Source organism: Coriobacteriia bacterium (assembly GCA_013336165.1).
Lineage (GTDB): Bacteria > Actinomycetota > Coriobacteriia > Anaerosomatales > JAAXUF01 > JAAXUF01.
In genome coordinates this window covers 175,860-193,598 of the sequence record JAAXUF010000003.1, presented here as the reverse complement: position 1 = coordinate 193,598, position 17,739 = coordinate 175,860, and the positions used below count along the sequence as shown (strand labels likewise).

At 64.5% G+C, this 17,739-nt stretch carries 17 protein-coding genes and 1 tRNA gene; 16 read left to right on the top strand and 2 right to left on the bottom strand.

The features are described from left to right. The first annotated feature begins 43 nt into the window (after positions 1–43). From HGA39_03865 to HGA39_03835, 7 genes are all read left to right on the top strand, one after another. Positions 44–538 (top strand): NYN domain-containing protein, encoded by a 495-nt coding sequence (locus tag HGA39_03865; protein NTW28483.1) that lies wholly within the window; start codon positions 44–46, stop codon positions 536–538. A 16-nt stretch (positions 539–554) separates the two neighbouring features. Next, positions 555–1,313, top strand: coding sequence for a DUF554 domain-containing protein (locus HGA39_03860; protein ID NTW28482.1), 759 nt, complete (start codon positions 555–557; stop codon positions 1,311–1,313). Further along, entirely contained in the window at positions 1,306–1,893 is a 588-nt protein-coding gene (locus HGA39_03855) for a hypothetical protein (protein ID NTW28481.1), read from the top strand. The genes HGA39_03860 and HGA39_03855 overlap by 8 nt, the downstream gene beginning before the upstream one ends. Before the next feature lie 146 nt (positions 1,894–2,039). Then, complete coding sequence (locus tag HGA39_03850; GenBank protein ID NTW28480.1) at positions 2,040–3,176, top strand: hypothetical protein; 1,137 nt, start codon at positions 2,040–2,042, stop codon at positions 3,174–3,176. A gap of 110 nt (positions 3,177–3,286) precedes the next feature. Further along, on the top strand, positions 3,287–3,703 hold the full coding sequence (locus HGA39_03845; protein ID NTW28479.1) for a PspC domain-containing protein: 417 nt from the start codon (positions 3,287–3,289) through the stop codon (positions 3,701–3,703). 43 nt (positions 3,704–3,746) lie between these two features. Then, a complete protein-coding gene (locus HGA39_03840; protein NTW28478.1) occupies positions 3,747–4,373 on the top strand; it encodes a YhbD family protein in 627 nt (208 codons plus the stop codon). A gap of 39 nt (positions 4,374–4,412) precedes the next feature. Further along, positions 4,413–5,153 (top strand): polymer-forming cytoskeletal protein, encoded by a 741-nt coding sequence (locus HGA39_03835; protein ID NTW28477.1) that lies wholly within the window; start codon positions 4,413–4,415, stop codon positions 5,151–5,153. 17 nt (positions 5,154–5,170) lie between these two features. Here the strand turns inward: HGA39_03835 and nth are convergent, their stop codons facing one another. Together nth and HGA39_03825 are read right to left on the bottom strand one after the other, a co-directional pair. Then, the gene (gene nth, locus HGA39_03830; GenBank protein NTW28476.1) at positions 5,171–5,917 is read right to left on the bottom strand and encodes an endonuclease III; all 747 of its coding nucleotides are present in this window, start codon (positions 5,915–5,917) and stop codon (positions 5,171–5,173) included. A 27-nt stretch (positions 5,918–5,944) separates the two neighbouring features. After that, the gene (locus HGA39_03825; protein ID NTW28475.1) at positions 5,945–7,294 is read right to left on the bottom strand and encodes an MFS transporter; all 1,350 of its coding nucleotides are present in this window, start codon (positions 7,292–7,294) and stop codon (positions 5,945–5,947) included. Positions 7,295–7,432: 138 nt separating this feature from the next. Between HGA39_03825 and mfd the strand changes: the two genes are divergently transcribed. From mfd to HGA39_03780, 9 genes are all read left to right on the top strand, one after another. Beyond that, positions 7,433–10,849 (top strand): transcription-repair coupling factor, encoded by a 3,417-nt coding sequence (mfd, locus tag HGA39_03820; GenBank protein NTW28474.1) that lies wholly within the window; start codon positions 7,433–7,435, stop codon positions 10,847–10,849. 31 nt (positions 10,850–10,880) lie between these two features. Continuing rightward, entirely contained in the window at positions 10,881–11,879 is a 999-nt protein-coding gene (locus HGA39_03815; protein ID NTW28473.1) for a hypothetical protein, read from the top strand. After that, positions 11,876–12,685 carry a nucleoside triphosphate pyrophosphohydrolase gene (gene mazG, locus HGA39_03810; GenBank protein NTW28472.1) on the top strand — a complete coding sequence of 270 codons (810 nt, stop codon included), beginning with the start codon at positions 11,876–11,878 and terminating at the stop codon, positions 12,683–12,685. The genes HGA39_03815 and mazG overlap by 4 nt, the downstream gene beginning before the upstream one ends. Before the next feature lie 7 nt (positions 12,686–12,692). Beyond that, positions 12,693–13,982, top strand: coding sequence for a phosphopyruvate hydratase (eno, locus tag HGA39_03805; protein ID NTW28471.1), 1,290 nt, complete (start codon positions 12,693–12,695; stop codon positions 13,980–13,982). 36 nt (positions 13,983–14,018) lie between these two features. Continuing rightward, positions 14,019–15,431, top strand: coding sequence for a pyruvate kinase (gene pyk / locus HGA39_03800; GenBank protein NTW28470.1), 1,413 nt, complete (start codon positions 14,019–14,021; stop codon positions 15,429–15,431). Between the two features lie 269 nt (positions 15,432–15,700). Continuing rightward, the gene (locus HGA39_03795) at positions 15,701–16,132 is read left to right on the top strand and encodes a septum formation initiator family protein (GenBank protein NTW28469.1); all 432 of its coding nucleotides are present in this window, start codon (positions 15,701–15,703) and stop codon (positions 16,130–16,132) included. Beyond that, on the top strand, positions 16,129–16,641 hold the full coding sequence (locus HGA39_03790; protein NTW28468.1) for a DUF501 domain-containing protein: 513 nt from the start codon (positions 16,129–16,131) through the stop codon (positions 16,639–16,641). The genes HGA39_03795 and HGA39_03790 overlap by 4 nt, the downstream gene beginning before the upstream one ends. Beyond that, positions 16,622–17,596 (top strand): Ppx/GppA family phosphatase, encoded by a 975-nt coding sequence (locus HGA39_03785; protein ID NTW28467.1) that lies wholly within the window; start codon positions 16,622–16,624, stop codon positions 17,594–17,596. Before HGA39_03790 ends, HGA39_03785 begins: the two co-directional genes overlap by 20 nt. Before the next feature lie 55 nt (positions 17,597–17,651). Further along, positions 17,652–17,738, top strand: a tRNA-Leu gene (locus tag HGA39_03780). Position 17,739: the final 1 nt, after the last annotated feature.

The following is a 17,739-nucleotide window of genomic DNA, read 5'->3' as shown; positions in this document are numbered from 1 at the left end:
GCTTTTTCTTTGCGCCGCCGGTGAGCTGGCGTAGGATGTCCGCATGCTCTTTCTAGTGGATGGCTATAACGTCACGTACCGTGACAGCGCGACCGGTTCGCTCTCGCTTGAGAACCAGCGGGACACTTTGGTGAGCCGATTGCGGACTCGGGGCCGAGACATTCTCGGCGCCGGTAGGATCGTGGTCGTGTTCGACGGGCAAGACGGAGCGGGCGTCTCGAACGCCGGCGGCGCACCGGTTGAGGTCGTGTTCTCGCGCAACCGCTCCGCAGATGACGAGATCGTGAGCATCGCCTCCAAGGCTGCCGAGAAGGTCGTCGTTGTGTCCGACGACCGGGAACTCGCCGAGCGGGTGCGGGTTCATGCGCGTTGCGGTATCGAGGTTCGCGACGCCTCCGTGTGTTTCGAAGGCGCGCCGAAAGCCAAGAGGCGGACGGTCTCGCGGGCGTCGGTAGCGCGTGACGCCGGTCATCCGAAAGGTGCGCATGCGATCACGCGCGAGCTGAAAGAACTGTGGTTGTCGGAAGAGGATCTGTGAGAGGATCGGTCGAATCGTGAGCGGCGTTGTTCTGAACGTAATCACCGTGCTGGCCGGCACGGCCGTAGGTCTGTTGTTCGGCGGTGCCATCCCGGATCGCTTTCGGGCAATCGCTTTCACGGCCATCGGACTGTCTACAACCGTGATCGGTGCCGCGATGAGCATCGGCGGCCTCACCGACATGGGCAACACCAAGATGGGCGGATACGCGGCGTTGGTCCTCGTGGGCTCGCTCGTCATCGGTTCGCTACTCGGCGAGTTGATGCGCATTGAGTACTGGCTTGGGAGATTCGGCCAGTTTCTGCAGGATCTGTCGGGCCGTCTGAGTTGGTTGGCGACGGCTCCCAAAAGTCAGTCCGACGAGCCGGGGGAGAAGGGCCATACGCTCGTCGAAGGGTTCGTGACCGCATCGCTGCTCTTCTGCGTAGGCGCGATGACCGTTCTCGGCTCACTCAAAGACGGCCTGGGCGATCATTCGGTGCTCTACCTGAAATCGCTGCTCGATGGCGTCGCCAGCCTGTTTCTTGCCACCACGCTGGGTGTTGGCGTGGCGCTTTCCGTGGTTCCCATTCTTGTGATCCAAGGGGGCATCGCACTTTCCGCCAACGCACTCATGCCCTACATGACCACCGCGGTCATATCGTCGATCACCGGTGTCGGCGGGGCGCTGATCCTTGCCATCGGCCTCGATCTCTTGGGCGTCAAACGGCTGCCGGTCGGCAACATGCTGCCCGCTATCATCATCGCTGCATTCGCTGGAGGTTTCCTTGGCTGATCGGGACGATTTCGAAAACCTGCCTGAGAGAGACGATTCGGCGGAATCCGGCGGCTTGGACGACGCGCGACTGGAAGTCCGTGTCGCAGGCTACTGCGCCTACTGCGACCGCCTGGTGGTTCGAGGGAAAGACGGAGACTGTGACTCTGGACATCCTGCTCAGGCCATCACCGGGAACATCGTGTTGATCGACGGCGAGCCAGTACCGTCGTTACCGCGCTTCAACCTCGCCGCGTTTCTCATCCCGCCGATCTGGGGACCCGCGCACGGCGAGTGGACCGGCGTCATCTTCCTTCCGATCTGGCTTTTCATGGACAGCGTGATCGCAAGTGCTGAAGGTGGCGGACCGCTACGGCTGATCACCGCCTCGATCGTGGTGCTGATCACGCTCGCGTTTCAGTTCTGGTTTGGCCGCAGAGGGAACGGTCTTGCGTTTCGCCGAGTGTGCGATCGCGTGCGCATCGACGACTTCGTGAAGCGCCAGCGTATCTGGGCGGCGGTGGCGGTCCCCGCATTCGCGCTGCTGCTGGGCTGGGCGTTCTACTTCCATCTCGTGCTGGAACCCACGCTTACGCGATAGCGCGACAGCCGCTCATCAAAGGCCGTATTCTGTCTTCTCGTTGACAACGTAACAATGTGATGTTACGTTGTATCGGCACGAATGGACGCCAGCGAGCGAAGCATCGTCCATCTCGCAACTCGTTTTATACGTGAGGGAGGCAGAAGATGAGCGGGGAGTATGTGAACAACAACGCGGGGGCGCCGACGCCGTCAAATCCAAAGCGCAACGGAATCTCGGCGGGCGTGATTCTGATCCTGATCGGGGTTATGTTCCTTGTCGGCCAGCTGGTGCCGGGACTTGCATGGTGGACACTGTGGCCCGTCGTGTTCATCGCGATTGGCTTGGTTCGGATCTTCTCTCCGGCACGCTTTGGCACATGGAGATACGAACCGATCTTTGACGGCATCGGCTCCGTGCTCTTTGGCCTGGTGCTGCTGGGTAATACGACCGGCTACATTTCATGGGGCATCTGGTGGACGTTGCTGCTTTTGTGGCCGGTTCTGATCGTCTCGGTCGGGATTCGCCTGCTGGCAAAGGGACTCGATCAGGGATGGCTTCGCGTGATCGCGCACGTCGTGATCTGGATCGCTCTGGGTTACGCGGTCTCAACCGCATGGGCGGGTACGAGTGGGCTCAACACCTGGCCCGCGTTGGTGCGAAGCGGCGGAGAAGCATTCTCGTTCTCAGACACCGGTACTAGCGTGAAGACGGCGACGCTGAACCTGCAGGGTGGTCTCGGCGAGATCAACATCACAGGTGGCAGCGGTCTGATTTCGGCCACGGGGACGTCCCCGTTTGGGACGCCGACTTTCGGCGTGACGCGCAGCGGCGAGAATGCTGTCGTTGCTGCGGCGATCGGCCAGTCGGGATCATCGATCACTATCGTCCCGGGATCGCCCGGCGCGAAGGCCGACATCAAGCTCTCGCAAGACGTGCTCTGGGACGCGACCTTCGAGACCGGCGCATCGAGTCTTGACGCGGATCTCTCTCAGGTCAAAATGCGCAATCTGGTTGTGAAGACCGGCGTGAGCAGTGTGACCCTGCGCCTCGGCGATGTGCCGGATGGCCAGAAAGAGTCGACGCTGGTCCTGAAAGCGGGCGTTTCCTCGGTGAAGATTCTGTTGCCGGCCGGCGTTCAAGCCAAGATCGTGGCGCAGAACGGTCTTTCGAGCACCTCGGTCAACGGCGCTTTCGTGAAGAGCGGCAACACATGGAAGACGTCGGGCTACGACTCGGCGAGCAAGGTCTGGACCATTAACACCGAGTCGGGCGTGGGCTCGATCTCGGTGGAAACCTACTAGAGGAGGCAACCGTGAGCAATTCGAACCGCCGGTCTGAATGGACCGTGATACTGGGAGTAGGGCTTGTGATACTGGGAGCGTGGCTGATCCTTGAGCTTCTGCTGGCGCCGATGCTCGGCCCGCTGCAAGGATTGTTCAACGCCTTGAGCCGGATAGGCTGGCCGCTTGCCCTGATCGCTGTCGGGGGGCTGTTGATCGTGCGCGCGCGTCGTAACGCTCAGGCACAGCCGGCGGTAGCGAACAGCAAGCGCCTGTACCGCTCGCGCACCAATCGGCTCATCTCAGGTGTGATGGCAGGTGTCGGCACGTACATGGGCCTGGATGCAACGCTTGTGCGCATTGTCTACGCGGCGCTCACGCTGCTCACGGGCTTCTGGGCAGGGTTCTTCCTCTACGTCGTGGCGATGGCAGTAGTTCCCGAGGAGCCCTTCGCACAGGGTGTCCAGACTCCGGTTCCGCCGAGCGCAGCGCCTGCACCACCAGCGCCCCCAGCGCCACCTGCACCACCAGCGCCACCTGTCGGCTAGGCGAGGCGCACGTCGCACCGATCGCACTTAGGAGGTGAACGGCATGGACAACGAGCTGATCTCGAAGCGGGAGTTGCTGCAGCTGGCAGGCATCAGCTACGGCCAACTCTACCGCTGGAAGCGCAAGGGCCTGATTCCCGAGGCCTGGTTCATTCGCAAGTCCACGTTCACGGGGCAAGAGACGTTCTTCCCCCGGGACAAAGTGCTTGCGCGCATTGAGAAGATCAAGAACATGAAGGACGAGGACGCTTCTCTCGACGAGATCGCCGAGGCGGTTGCCCCCAACCTCGGTGAGGTGAGCCTGACTGAAGCCGAGGTACGGGAGCGCAAACTCGTTTCGGCAGAGGCGCTGGAGTTGTTCTCGGCGGTGCACCCGGGCGAGCATCCGCTCGCGTTTGGGGAGATCGTGTCGCTGTCGGCGCTCGATACACTGCTTCGGACGGGGCAGGTGAGCATCGATGAGGGCAACATCGTTCTCGGCGCGCTTGAGGACAACTATCCCGAGTTCGAGGGACGTGACGCGGATCTCCTGTTCGTGAGAAGAATGGGACTGTCCACGGCGCTGCTGGTCTCTGCCTCAGCCGAGGTGCGGTGCGATCGCGCGGCGCGCGTGATCGCGCGGCTGAACCTGAGCGAGTGTGCGGAACAGCTCAGAGCGCGCACGCGTTGATGAGCGCCTACAACCATAAGGCCACAGGAGGTTTTCGAAATGACTGACCCGGCGAGAGCCGACATGAAGATCAACGGCGACGGCAGCCTACCCAGCGGCAAGTACGGGGCCGTGACAATCAACGGCGCCGGCACGGTGAACGGAGATATCGACGCCATCACGTTCAAGATCAACGGGACCGGGACGAGCCAGGGACGCGTCGTGGCGCAATCGATCACGGTGAACGGAAGCGGAACGTTTAACGGTGAGGTTCAGGCCGGCGAGATGACCGTGAACGGCGATGCGAGCGTGCGCGACGGCGCTGGCATCGGCCGGCTTGTCGTCAAAGGCAACCTCTCAGTGGGCGGTGGAATCGCTGCGCATCAGATCGAGATCAAGGGCTTCCTGAAGACAGGCGGAGACTGCGAGGCTGAGTCCGTGACGGGTGAAGGCGCCTTCACGATCACCGGGCTGCTCAACGCCGGAGTCATCGACCTGAAGGTTTACGGCCCCTGCTCGGCGAAGGAGATGGGTGGCGAGCGGATCGTGGTGCGCCAGCCCGGCAGCGGATTCTCGAGCTTCACGCAGATATTCACCTTCTGGGCCGAGAAGCGCTTGACTGCCGATACCATCGAAGGCGATGACGTCTGGCTCGAAATCACGACGGCCAAGACGGTGCGCGGAAGGAACATCACCGTGGGGTCGAACTGCGTGATCGATCTGGTCGAGTACTCGGGCACCTACACGCCTCTGGCAAACGCCCAGGTCAAGGAGGTCCGGCAGATCGCGCCGGAAGGCTAGGAGCGGATTCCCGCACTCTAGCCCTGCGCGCGCCAACCCGCGGGCACAAAAGCGCTCGGACATACGTCGCTTAAGAAGCAAGCGCCGCATGCCGGGCGCTTTGCCGTGCAGATCGCGCGGCCGTGCGTGATGAGGTCGTAGTTTACGCGGTGCCAGTGTTCGCGCGGGAAGATGCCCATCAGATCGCGTTCGACCTTGTCCTGGTCGTGCTCGGTGGTCAGTCCAAAGCGGTGCGCGAGGCGGAAGACGTGCGTGTCGACGGCGATGCCTTCGACCTTGCCGAACGCGTTGCCCAGCACAATATTCGCGGTCTTACGCGCCACGCCCGGCAGCGACGTGAGCGCTCCCATGGTATCCGGAACCTGTCCGCCGAACTCGGCGACGATTATCCGACACGTCGCGATGATGTTTTTCGCCTTCTGGTGGTAGAAGCCGAGACTGTGGACGTACTCCTCGACCTCGAGCTGGTCGGCTGCGGCGAGGTCGGCCGGAGTGGGGTAGCGGGCGAACAGCGCCGGCGTCGCCTTGTTCACGCCGTCGTCGGTGGTCTGCGCCGAGAGGATCACGGCGATCAGCAGCTGGTAGGCGCTGGAGTAGTGCAGCGCCGGCTTGGGGTCGCCGTACGCCGCCTCGAGGCGCTCGGCGTAGATGGGCGCGAGCCGCTCACGCTCGGCGGACGGCAGGTTGGGGACGGGCTCGGCAAGATGTGTCGTCTTCACTCGCAAGTCCTCTCGGGCGGGTGCGTTCTTCTGAAGATACCCCATCGATGCAGCCGTTCGCGGCAACGGAGGCTATCCGGCGTGATGCACGAACCACTGCGGGTGCGTCAGCAGAGTCAGTCCCCACAGGAGGAGGAGCAAAGCGCCGGTCAAAACCGCTGTCGAAGGCCCGGCCAACTGGCCGAGCGATCCGGAGACGATGCTGGAGACCGGCATGATCCCCATGAATGCCATGACGAACAACGCCATAACGCGCCCACGGAGCTTGCCGGGCACCGCCGCCTGAATCGAGGTGTTCGTCATTGAGTTGATCGCCATGAGAGCGATTCCTCCAAGTGCGGAGAGGGGAATTGACAGCCAGATCGACCGGGAAAGAGCGAAGCAGATCAGTACCACCCCGAAGGAGAGTACCGCGATGGGGATGATACGCGCGCGGCGTAGGGAGGCCGGCAGGCTCGCAACGACCAGGGCACCCACCAGAGCGCCGAACCCGTTGGCCGCCATGATGAACGCCGTCCAGCGGGGGTAGGCGACGACCGAAGCATTGAGAGTCTCGCTCACGATCGCCGGCAGGAGTGTTATGTAGGGGAAGCCGCAGAGGGTCACCAGTGCGGTGCTGATGAGGAGTACTCCGACCGCACCGTCTGCTTTGGCATAGCGGATGCCCGCCGTGAGTGCCTGCCAGGCTTGCTCGTGTGTCCGCTTGAGTCCAGTACTCCGGGCCTCCGCCTCGAGGCATGGGCGGATAGCGGAGAGTGCGGCGATGACGAAGAGGAAGCTCACTGCGTTGGCGAAGAAGACCCCTGCCATGCCAGCGCCCGCAAGAACGAGCCCTGCCGCGATGAGCGGACCAAACAGGCGCGAGCTCTGAAGCTGTGCCGAGTTCAGAGCGATGCCGTTCATGAGAAACCGACGCGGAATAAGATTCGGCAGCATCGACTGGAATGCCGGCCCCTGGAATGCAACAAAGATGCCGCCAAACAATCCAAGAGAGGCAACCCATAGAAGCGAGGCCAGCGGATTGGATGAGCTCACGACGCCCGTCTTGTAGAGCACACCGAGGGTAGCTGCCTGGCCGAGCAGGACGGCTTGCATCCAGATGAGCATTCGGCGTGAGTCAACGCGGTCGGCGAGCACACCGGCAGGCAAAGACAGGAGAAGAATCGGGATGCCGGAGAGAAAGCCGACCAAACCGAGGTCGAACTCCGATTGGCGAAAAGAGAACACCACGATGCCGAGGGCGTAACTCTGCATCCACGAACCGATGTTGCTGAGCAGGGTACCTGTCAAGAACAACCTGAAATCGTGGTACCGAAGTGAGCCGAACGTACCGAGCTTGACCACGTTCGGTGTTGGGGCGCATGCGTCTGCCCCGCAGGTTTCGAGGTCGATGTCGATGTCTTTTCGGGGTTCATCTGTCATTGGAGAAGTGTAACGCAGTGGATGGGGGACAGTTCCACTTGACCACGTCCCGCATGCGGGTCTAGGCTTGCGTGTCCCGCCCGGCATGCGCCGAAGCGGGCTTTCGTGCTGTTCGCACCGCAAAGGAGCCATTGCCCCATGCTCATCGACCGCCTCGCAGCGTCGTTTGCCACCGCCAAACCCTACGCCACCGTCACCGGACTTCTGAGCGAGGGCGCCGACGCCGCGCTCGCCGCACCCGGTCTCGTGCGTCCCGCGCTCGTCTCGGCGATCTACTCGGCTGCGCCTCGGCCGGTGCTTGTCGTGATGTCGGGCGAAGAGAACGCCGAGAGGTTCTGGCGTCAGGCGGCCGCGCTTCTCGGCCAGGAGCGCGTGCTGCGCTACCCCGATCGCACTGACCTGCCGTGGAGCGACCATGCTCCCGCCCTCGCCGAGGTGGGTGCCCGCTCACGTGCGCTCTACGCGCTCGACAAGAACTCGCCCGTCATCGTGGTGGCCTCGGCGCGGGCGTTTCTGCGCGCGGTGCCGCCGCAAGGAAGCCACGTCTTCGAGCCGCTCGCGCTGGCGCAAGGTGCGGTGCTTGACCTCAAGGAGGCTGCCTCGCAGCTTGCCCGCATGGGCTACGAGCGCGTCGAGACCGCCGAGGAACCCGGGCAGTTTGCGGTGCGCGGAGGTGTGCTGGATGTCTTCGGCGCCGACGAGAGCGCTCCTGTGCGCGCCGAGCTCTTTGGCGACGAGATTGAGACGCTGCGCCGCTATGTGCCTTCAACCGGCCAGACCATCGGCACCGCCGAACCCGCGCACATCCACCCCTGCCGCGAGATGGCGCTTTCCTCCCGTGCCGCCGAGTTCGCCGAGAAGACCCTGGCCGAGAAGGCCCGCCGCGACCCGGAGTCGGCGCACGATCTGGAGCGCATCCGCCAGGGCGTCTACTTCAACGGCATCGAGAAGTACCTGCCGCTGTTCTACAAGCGGGTCGGGATGCCTACCGAGTATCTCGGTTCCGACACGCTCGTCGTCGTGGCTGAGCCGCGTTCGCTCTTCGACGACACCGTGCGCCGCACCGAGGAGCTTGAGCCGCTCGCGAAGGCGGCGGGCGTTTCGCTCTCAGGACTCTATATCCCACCCGCGCAGCTCGACTTTGGCGCCCGCCAGCGCCTGACGCTGCTTTCGCTGCACCGCGCTGGCGCCGGGGTCGACGCGCAGTTCTCGGCACGGCGTCCCGAGGTCTCCGGCGGCGAAGAGAGATTCGTCGGCGGCGTGCGCTCGCTTCTGTCGGCCGGCTACGCGGTTGCGATCGCCGTTCCCGACCGCCGGGTGCGCGGTCGTCTGCGCGATACGCTGGTCGAAGCCGGCCTCGCTGTGTCGGTCGAGCGCGACCATGCGGAGCATGCGGACGCCGAAGGTGCTCACGACTCCCAGCCGCTTTCCCGCACCCGGATCGACCTGAGCGATGCGGACGTTCCCGCAGGCTACGTCGTTGCCGAGGCGCACGTCGCGGTGATCTCGGTCGACGACATCCACCCGAGGTCTGCCACACGCCGAGCGCGCAGGCAGATCGACCCCACGCAGTTCACGTTCTCGTTCTCGCCCGGCGACTACGTCGTCCACGCCACGCACGGCATCGCGCTGTTCAGCGAGATGGTGCGCCAGGAGGTTCTCGGCCAGGAGCACGATTACCTGCTGCTCGAGTACGCCAAGGGCGACAAGCTCTACGTGCCGGTCGAGCAGATCGACCGCATCACCAAGTACGTGGGCCCGGACGGTAGTGCCCCCAAGGTCACACGCCTGAACACCGCCGACTGGACGCGTTCGACCGGCCGTGCCCGCGTCGCCGCTCGCAAGCTCGCGTTCGATCTGGTCGACCTGTACGCACGCCGCTCCACCGTCACCGGCTACGCTTACAGTGCGGACACGACGTGGCAGTGCGAGATGGAAGCCGCGTTCCCGTACGAGGAGACGCCCGACCAGCTCGCTGCCATCGCCGACGTGAAAGCCGACATGGAGTCCGACAAGCCGATGGACCGTTTGATCTGCGGCGACGTGGGCTACGGCAAGACCGAGGTCGCCATCCGGGCGGCGTTCAAGGCCACGCAGGACGGCAAGCAAGTCATGGTTCTGTGCCCGACGACGATTTTGGCGCAGCAGCACTTCACCAACCTTTCCGAGCGATTCGCGCCGTTCGGCGTGAGGGTCGAGGTTCTCTCGCGTTTCCGCAGTGATGCGCAGCAGCAGGTCGCCCTTGAGGGGTTTGCTGCGGGCCCGGTGGATGTGATCGTGGGGACGCACAGGCTGCTGTCCCGCGACGTCGCGCCTCGGGACCTAGGACTCGTCATCATCGACGAGGAACAGCGGTTTGGCGTCGAACACAAGGAGCACATCAAGAACCTGCGCGAGCAGATCGACGTGCTGGCGCTCTCGGCAACGCCCATTCCGCGCACGCTGCAGATGTCGCTCTCGGGCGTTCGCGACATGAGCGTCATCGATACGCCGCCGGCAAACAGGTTTCCGGTCAACGTGCATGTGGGCGAGTGGGACGAGGACGTCGTGTCGGGAGCGGTGCGGCGCGAATTGGAGCGCGGCGGGCAGGTCTACTACGTCTCGAACCGCGTCAAGACCATCGACGACGCTGTGCGGCGCGTGCTGACGGCGGCCCCCGAAGCGCGTATCGGCGTGGCGCACGGGCAGATGTCGGAGCGCGAGCTCGAGCGCGTCATGGAGGCGTTTTCCGCCAACGAGATCGACGTGCTTGTCGCGACGACCATCATCGAGTCGGGCATCGACAACCCACACACCAACACGCTCATCATCGAGGACAGCCAGCGCCTCGGCTTGGCGCAGCTCTACCAGCTCAAGGGCCGCGTAGGCCGCAGTCATGTCAAGGCGTACGCGTACTTCCTCTTCCCCCGCACGGCAGCGCTTACCGAGACTGCGATCGAGCGTCTGACAGCCATCGGCGAGAACACCGAGCTTGGCAGCGGCATCAAGATCGCCATGCGCGACCTCGAGATCCGCGGCGCAGGCTCGCTTCTGGGCGCCGAGCAGTCCGGCCAGCTCTCGGCGGTCGGCTTCGACCTGTTCGCGTCCATGCTCGCCGACGCGGTCTCCGAAGCGCGCGGCGAACCCGTCTCGGCGCATCCTGACATCCGCGTGGACCTGCCGATTTCTGCATTCATCCCCGAGGCGTTCGTGGAAGCTGCCGACGAACGTGTGCGCTACTATCGCCGCCTCGCCGGATCGCCCTCGATCGAGGCGGTCGACGCCGTTGCGACGGAGCTGGCCGAGCGCTACGGCGTGCTGCCGGAACCGACCAGGAACCTCGTCGATATCTCGCGCATCAAGGCGCTTGCCGCAGACGCGGGGGCGACGAACATCGCGGTCGTGCGGCGGCGTCTTACCATCGCTCCGCTGACGCTTTCCGACGAGACGCGCGGCCAACTCGCCAAACGCGGAGCCGTGTGGATCGAGCGGGAGCGCAAACTTGCGATGCCCCTGGGCTATGGAGAGTCTGTGACGGCGGGGGCTCTCGGCATGCTGGATGCTATACTTTCGTGAACTCATCAACCATGTCAGGAGGACTCCGACAGTGAAGTCCACCCGTTTTGTCTGTGCGCTGGCTGTCTGCGGGCTGCTGCTCGGTGCCCTCGGACTGGCGGGATGCAAGTCTGCCGAGTCCGACGTCGCCGCTAGGGTTGATGGGCAGGTCGTCACCGAGACCGAACTCAACACCCAGCTCGACCAGCTCAAGAAACAGTATCCGGATATGTTCAGCGGCACCGATTCCGCCACTGTCACGCTCGAATACCGGCAGACGCTTCTGGACAGCATGATCGACGAGATCCTGCTTGCGAAGGCTGCGAAGGACGCCAAGATCACCGTATCAGCCGACGAGGTCCAGGCACAACTCGACCAGCTCAAGAGCGGTTTTTCCGATCCGACGCAGTTTGATGCCGCGCTCAAGAGCGCAGGCTTCACGCTGGCAACTCTCAAAGCAAAGATCGAAAGCCAGCTGACCACGCAGAAGCTCATCGACTCGCTGTCACCGGGCACGAACGTTTCCGACGTCGAGGTCCAAGACTACTACGACAAGCACAAGACCGACTACTACCAGAAGGCCGCCAAGCGAGCCTCGCACATCCTCTTCAAGCCGGAAGACAAAGCCACTGCCGAGAAGATCTTGGCGCAGCTCAAGGCGGGCGGGGACTTTGCGGCTCTGGCAAAGCAGTACTCGATAGACACTGCGAGTGCGGTTAACGGCGGCGATCTTGGCTGGCCCACGGCGCCCTACGTGACCGAGTTCCAGGCAGGACTCGACAAGCTCGGCAAGGGGCAGATGTCCGGTTTGGTCGAATCGCCGTACGGATGGCACATCATCCTGGTGACCGATACTCGTGAGGCAAGCCAGCAGCCGCTCTCCGCGGTTCGCACCCAGATAGAGCAGACGATCCTCGCGCAGCGGCGCACGGACGCCTACCAGAACTTCCTCGCAGGGTTGCGCAAGAAGGCCACGATCGAGATCGTCGACGCCGAGCTCAAAGCGGCGGCCGAGAAGGCCAGCTCATCAACGACAGCGACCGCCCAATAGCGCCGCGCCGGGCACCACAGGCTGGGGGGAACGTGAGCCACGGGTTCGACGATTTTGTGAAACTGATCGCGGTGCTGCGTGCGCCCGACGGGTGTCCCTGGGACCGCGAGCAGACCCACCGTTCCATCGCCAAGAACATGGTCGAGGAGGCCTACGAGGCTGTTCACGCCATCGAGACCGACGACGTTCGTGAGCTTCGCGAGGAGCTGGGCGACGTCTTGCTCCAGGTGGCGCTGCACGCGCAGATCGCAGCCGACGCAGGCGAGTTCACCATCGACGATGTCGTCGCTTCCATCGCCGAGAAGATCGTGCGGCGCCATCCCCACATTTTTGCCGATGCCGCTGCGGACACGCCTTCGGAAGTGCTCGCGAACTGGGACCGCATCAAGTCCGCCGAGCGCGCCGAGAAGCGCCAGGGTCTGCTCGACACCGTCCCGCATGCGCTCCCGGCGCTCATGCTCGCAGAGGCGATTTCGCGCAAGGCTGTCTCGGCGGGGTTCGAATGGGATACTCTCGACGGTGTGTGGGCGAAGGTGCACGAGGAGATCGACGAACTCAAGGCGACCGAGCCGGGTAGCCCCGAGGCAGCCGACGAGATCGGCGACGTGTTGTTCTCGGTCGTGAACCTCGCGCGCAAACAGGGTATCGACGCCGAAACGGCGCTGAGGGGGACGTGCGACAAGTTCCGCTCACGCTGGTCGGCGATGGAGAGCGCGGCGGCTGCACAAGGACGCGATGTCGCCGAGCTCTCGCTTGAAGAACAGGAAGCGCTGTGGCAACTGGCCAAGCGCGAAGAGAAGGGGTAGCAGAAGCATGAGCATCATCACCGACGTATACGCTCGCGAGATCCTCGATTCACGGGGCAACCCCACGGTTGAGGTCGAAGTCGTCCTCGACGACGGCTCCTTCGGCCGCGCTGCGGTACCGTCCGGCGCCTCGACCGGCGCTTTCGAGGCCGTCGAGCTTCGCGACGCCGAGTCAGCGCGCTACCTGGGCAAGGGCGTGCGCGCCGCGGTTGACAACGTCAACGGCCCGCTCGCCGACGAGATCCTCGGTCTGGACGCCACGGACCAGCGCATGATCGACGCGGCGATGATCGACATGGACGGCACGGCGAACAAGGGTGCCATGGGCGCCAATGCCATCCTCGGCGTGTCGCTTGCCGTGGCACGTGCGGCAGCGGAGTCCACCGAGCTCACGTTCTACAGCTACATCGGCGGGGCGAACGCTCACGTGCTGCCAGTGCCGATGATGAACATTCTCAACGGCGGCGCGCATGCCGACAACAACGTCGACCTGCAGGAGTTCATGATCATGCCGGTCGGCGCCTCGACGTTCGCCGAGGGCCTTCGCTGGTGTGCCGAGATCTACCACACGCTCAAAGGCGTACTGAAGAAGCGCGGTCTGGCCACCGGCGTTGGTGACGAGGGCGGTTTTGCGCCCGACCTGGCCAGCAACGAAGAGGCGCTACAGCTCATCGTCGAGGCGTGCCTGGCAGCCGGTTACACGCCCGGCGAGCAGATCCGCTTCGCGCTCGATCCCGCGTCCACCGAGTTCTTCGACGCCGAGCGCGGTGTCTACATGCTTGCAGGCGAAGGCCGCGAGCTCACGTCCGCAGAGATGGTCGACTTCTGGGAAGGCCTTGTTGACCGCTACCCGATCATCTCGATCGAGGACGGCATGGCCGAGGACGATTGGGACGGCTGGAAGCTGCTCACCGATCGCTTGGGCAAGCGCATCCAGCTCGTGGGCGACGATCTGTTCGTGACCAACACCGAGCGCCTGCGTAAGGGCATCGCGCTGGGCGTGGCCAACTCGATACTCGTCAAGCTCAACCAGATCGGCTCGCTCACCGAGACGCTCGATACCATCGAGATGGCCAAGCAGGCCGGCTACACGTGCGTCATCTCGCACCGCTCGGGCGAGACCGAGGACACCACCATTGCCGACCTCGCCGTTGCCGTGAATGCCGGCCAGATCAAGACCGGCGCGCCTGCGAGGAGCGACCGCGTTGCGAAGTACAACCAGCTCCTCCGTATCGAGGAGGAGCTCGACGATTCCTCCGAGTACTTGGGTATGAATGCGTTCTACAACCTGAGGTAGAAACGAACTTCACTGCAGGTCCGACGGGAGGCGAGTGTGCGTCGCACGAAGATCATCGCCACCGTCGGGCCTGCTACCGATGCGCCCGGAGTACTTGAGGCGGTTCTGGCCGCGGGCGTCGACGTTGTGCGGCTCAACGCCGCGCATGGCACTGCCGATGAACTCGCCGCGCGGTATGCGGCGGTGCGCGAGACGGCCCGGCGTATCGGCCGCGAGATCGGTGTGCTGGTCGATCTTCCCGGAGCCAAGCTGCGCCTCGGCCCGATCGCCGAGGGCACCACGCTTGCGGCGGGGGAGCCGTTCACGCTGCTTGCGGAGGCACCCCCAGACGATGCGGTCGGCGACGCGCGCGGCGCTTTCCTCACCTACCCGGGACTGGCTGCGGACGTCACGGTCGGAGACCGCGTGCTGTTCGACGACGGCCGCATCGAGCTCGTCGTCACCGGTGTCACGGGCCGCGACGTCATCACCCGAGTGGTAAGCGGCGGGCCGATCTCAAGCGGGAAGGGCGTCAACGTTCCCGGTGTCACCCTCGGCGCGGAAGCTATCACGCCTCGGGACCGCGCCGTGCTGGAGTGGGCGCTGCATGTGGGCGTCGACTTCATCGGCCAGTCGTTCGTGCGCTGCGCCGCCGATGTTGACGCGATGCGCGCCCTGATGCCACCCGGTCGTGCGATCCCCATCATTGCCAAGATCGAGAAGCACGAGGCCGTTCCGGTGATCGCGGGAATCGTCTCGGCGGCCGATGCGGTCATGGTCGCGCGCGGTGACCTCGGCGTGGAAACTTCACCCGAGGAGGTCCCGGTCATTCAGCGGCGCATCATCGCCGCAGCCCGGGCAGCAGGCAAGCCGGTGATCGTCGCCACTCAGATGCTGGAGTCGATGACCTCAGCTGCGCGCCCCACGCGCGCGGAGGCCAGCGACGTTGCCAACGCGATCTTCCAACGCGTCGACGCGTGCATGCTCTCCGCCGAGACGGCCGTCGGTCGCTATCCCGCCGAAGCGGTTCAGACGATGGCGCGCATCGCCGCCACGGCCGAGGCCGACATCGTCGTTACGCCGCAGGAGAGTCCCGCCGAGCGCAGCGCGAGTGTGCAGCAGGCGGTCAGCGCGGCGGTCTGCAGTCTCGCCGCCGACCTGCGCCTCGCCGCGATCGTGACCGTCACCCGCTCGGGTGCCACGGCGCTTGCGGTCTCGCAACACCGCCCGGCATCCCCCATCATCGCCGTCACGCCCTCCGCCCAAGTCGCCTGCAGGCTCAGCCTCGTGTGGGGAGTGCGCACGCTGGTCGTTCCCTTTGCCAAAGACACCGACGCGCTCTTCGACAGCGCTGCGGAGATGCTGCTAGGGGCTGGTCTGGCGGAACTGGGGTCGTGGATCGCGATCACCGCAGGCAGGGGGCCTGTCGAATCCGGAAGCACGGACTTGATCTTCGTACGCCAAGTCTAGCTTTCTGGGGATGCCCCGAATGAGGACAGACTCCTTTGGCGTGTGCTACTATTTGGCCCAAGTACGGTTGATTTGACCGTCCCCAATCGCTGGCCTGCATATTGGACTCTGAGGGTATGACACCGAAGAATACGCAGCAAGGGGCTTCAGCGAACGCACGTCGGGTACCCGAAAAGAGGGGAACCCGCGCCGCGTCGTTTTCGGCCTCCCCAAAAACCCCAAGCGTTTCCGCACGTCGTGGTGCGCCCGTTCCTGCCGCTGTGCGTGATGTGCGCAAGAAGCGCAAGACGGCGCCTGGCCGCAAGTCCACCGGAAGCCGTTTCGGCTGGGCGATTCCGGTCGTTGCGCTCCTGATTGCGGTTGTGTTCGTTGCGAGCTACTATCCGGTGGCCAGAGTGCAGTACCACGAGCTGAGGGAGAAGGCGCAGCTGGAGGCTCAGCTCAAGGCGGTGCAGGATCGAAACGCCAGACTCAAATCGCAGGTCGCGAGCCTTGAGACCACCGCAGGGGTCGAGGAGTACGCACGATCAGAGCTGGGCATGGTGATGCAGGGGGAGAATGCGGTCATCGTGGTCGACAGCAGCACGGGCACATCAACCGCCTCGGCGGCAAAGTCATCCGACGCGGATGTTGCACCCGGCTCGGAGCAGCCCATCGGACCGTGGACGGCGTTTCTCGATCTTGTGTTCGGAGTCGAGTGAGCGCCGACGAACGACTGCTGGTAGCAGCTCAGGTCGGCAGGGCGCCGCGCGAGCCATGGCGGACGGCGGCGCGCTGCACGTGGGGATTCCCGACCGCGATCGTTTCGCCTTCGCGTCTGGCCGACGGCACTCCGTTCCCCACGTACGCATGGCTGACGTGCCCGTGTCTTGCCGAGTTTGCGAGCGCCCGAGAGTCCGCGGGAGCCGCTGCCGAGTGGGCGGCGCGCGCAGCTGACGATCCCGTGCTCGCGCAGTCGCTGCGCGATGCGGACGCGGCTGTGCGCGCGCTGCGCGTCCAGGAGTCCGGCGGCGAGGACGCATGCGAGAGCGTCGGGCTTGCAGGTCAGCGCGATCCGCTCGGCGTGAAGTGTCTGCACGCGCACATGGCGCTTGCGCTGGTGGGCGTGGATGATCCGGTCGGCTCGGCGGAACTGGGCGCCATGGAAGATGACGTATGCCCGGATGCACGATGCAGGAAGCTTGCCGCAGATGCGGCCGCGGGAGGGTAGAACGATGGCAACCACACGGCGCCTCGGCGCAATCGACATAGGAACCGTTACGACGCGACTACTCGTGGCCGACGTGAGTGACGACGGCGTGGCCGAGGTCGCGCGCAGCACCGACATCACGCACCTCGGAGAAGGTCTTACCGCGACAAGGCGGCTTTCCGACGCCGCCATGCGCCGCGTCGCCGACGTGATCGCGCGCTACTCGGCGAACATGCGCGAACTCGGCGTCGAGCACGTGACAGCGCTTGCGACCAGCGCAAGCCGCGATGCCGAGAACGGCGGAGAGTTTCTCGCGCTCCTCGCCGAGAACGGCGTCACTCCCGAGATCATCCCGGGCGAACGCGAGGCGCGTCTTGCGTTCATCGGCGCGACGTCCACGCTTCCCGCCGAGGACGACCTGCTGGTCGTGGACCTCGGCGGTGGGTCGACCGAGCTGGTATTTGGTCACGTGCGCGAGACGGACGATGGCGTGAATGAGCCCGAGGTTGCGAGCGCCCGATCTGTGGATGTGGGGAGCAAGCGGATCACGGAGATGTTCTTGCACTCGGATCCACCCACACCCGCCGAGATCGCGAATGCCCGGGCTTGGATTGTGGAACAGATGCGGCCGTACTTCGACGCCCTTCGCGAGCGGCCGCGCCTCATGGTGGCGCTTGCGGGCACGGCGACGACGCTCTCGGCGATTCATCAGGGGCTCGCGGTCTACGATCCGGCGCGCGTGCACCTCTCGACGCTAAGCGGGTCGGATCTGGCAGACCTGCTGGAGATGCTTGCAGCTCTGCCGCTTGCCGAGCGAGCCAGAGTCGTGGGTCTGGATCCGGGGCGAGCGCCGGTCATTGTCGCCGGAGCGCTCATTCTCGAGACGGTGGTGGCGCTCGCGGGACTCGCCGCGACGTTGGTGAGCGAGCATGACATCCTATATGGCATACTTCTTGACACCTACAGCGGGCTGTAGCGGATCGCCGATGGCGGCACCGCGAACTAAAGGCCTCGCTTGAGCAATCGCACATGGCGGCGTATCCGAATTGGCACAGGAGGGGGTCTTAAAAACCTCTAGGCGAAAGCCTATGTGGGTTCGAATCCCACCGCCGCTACCAT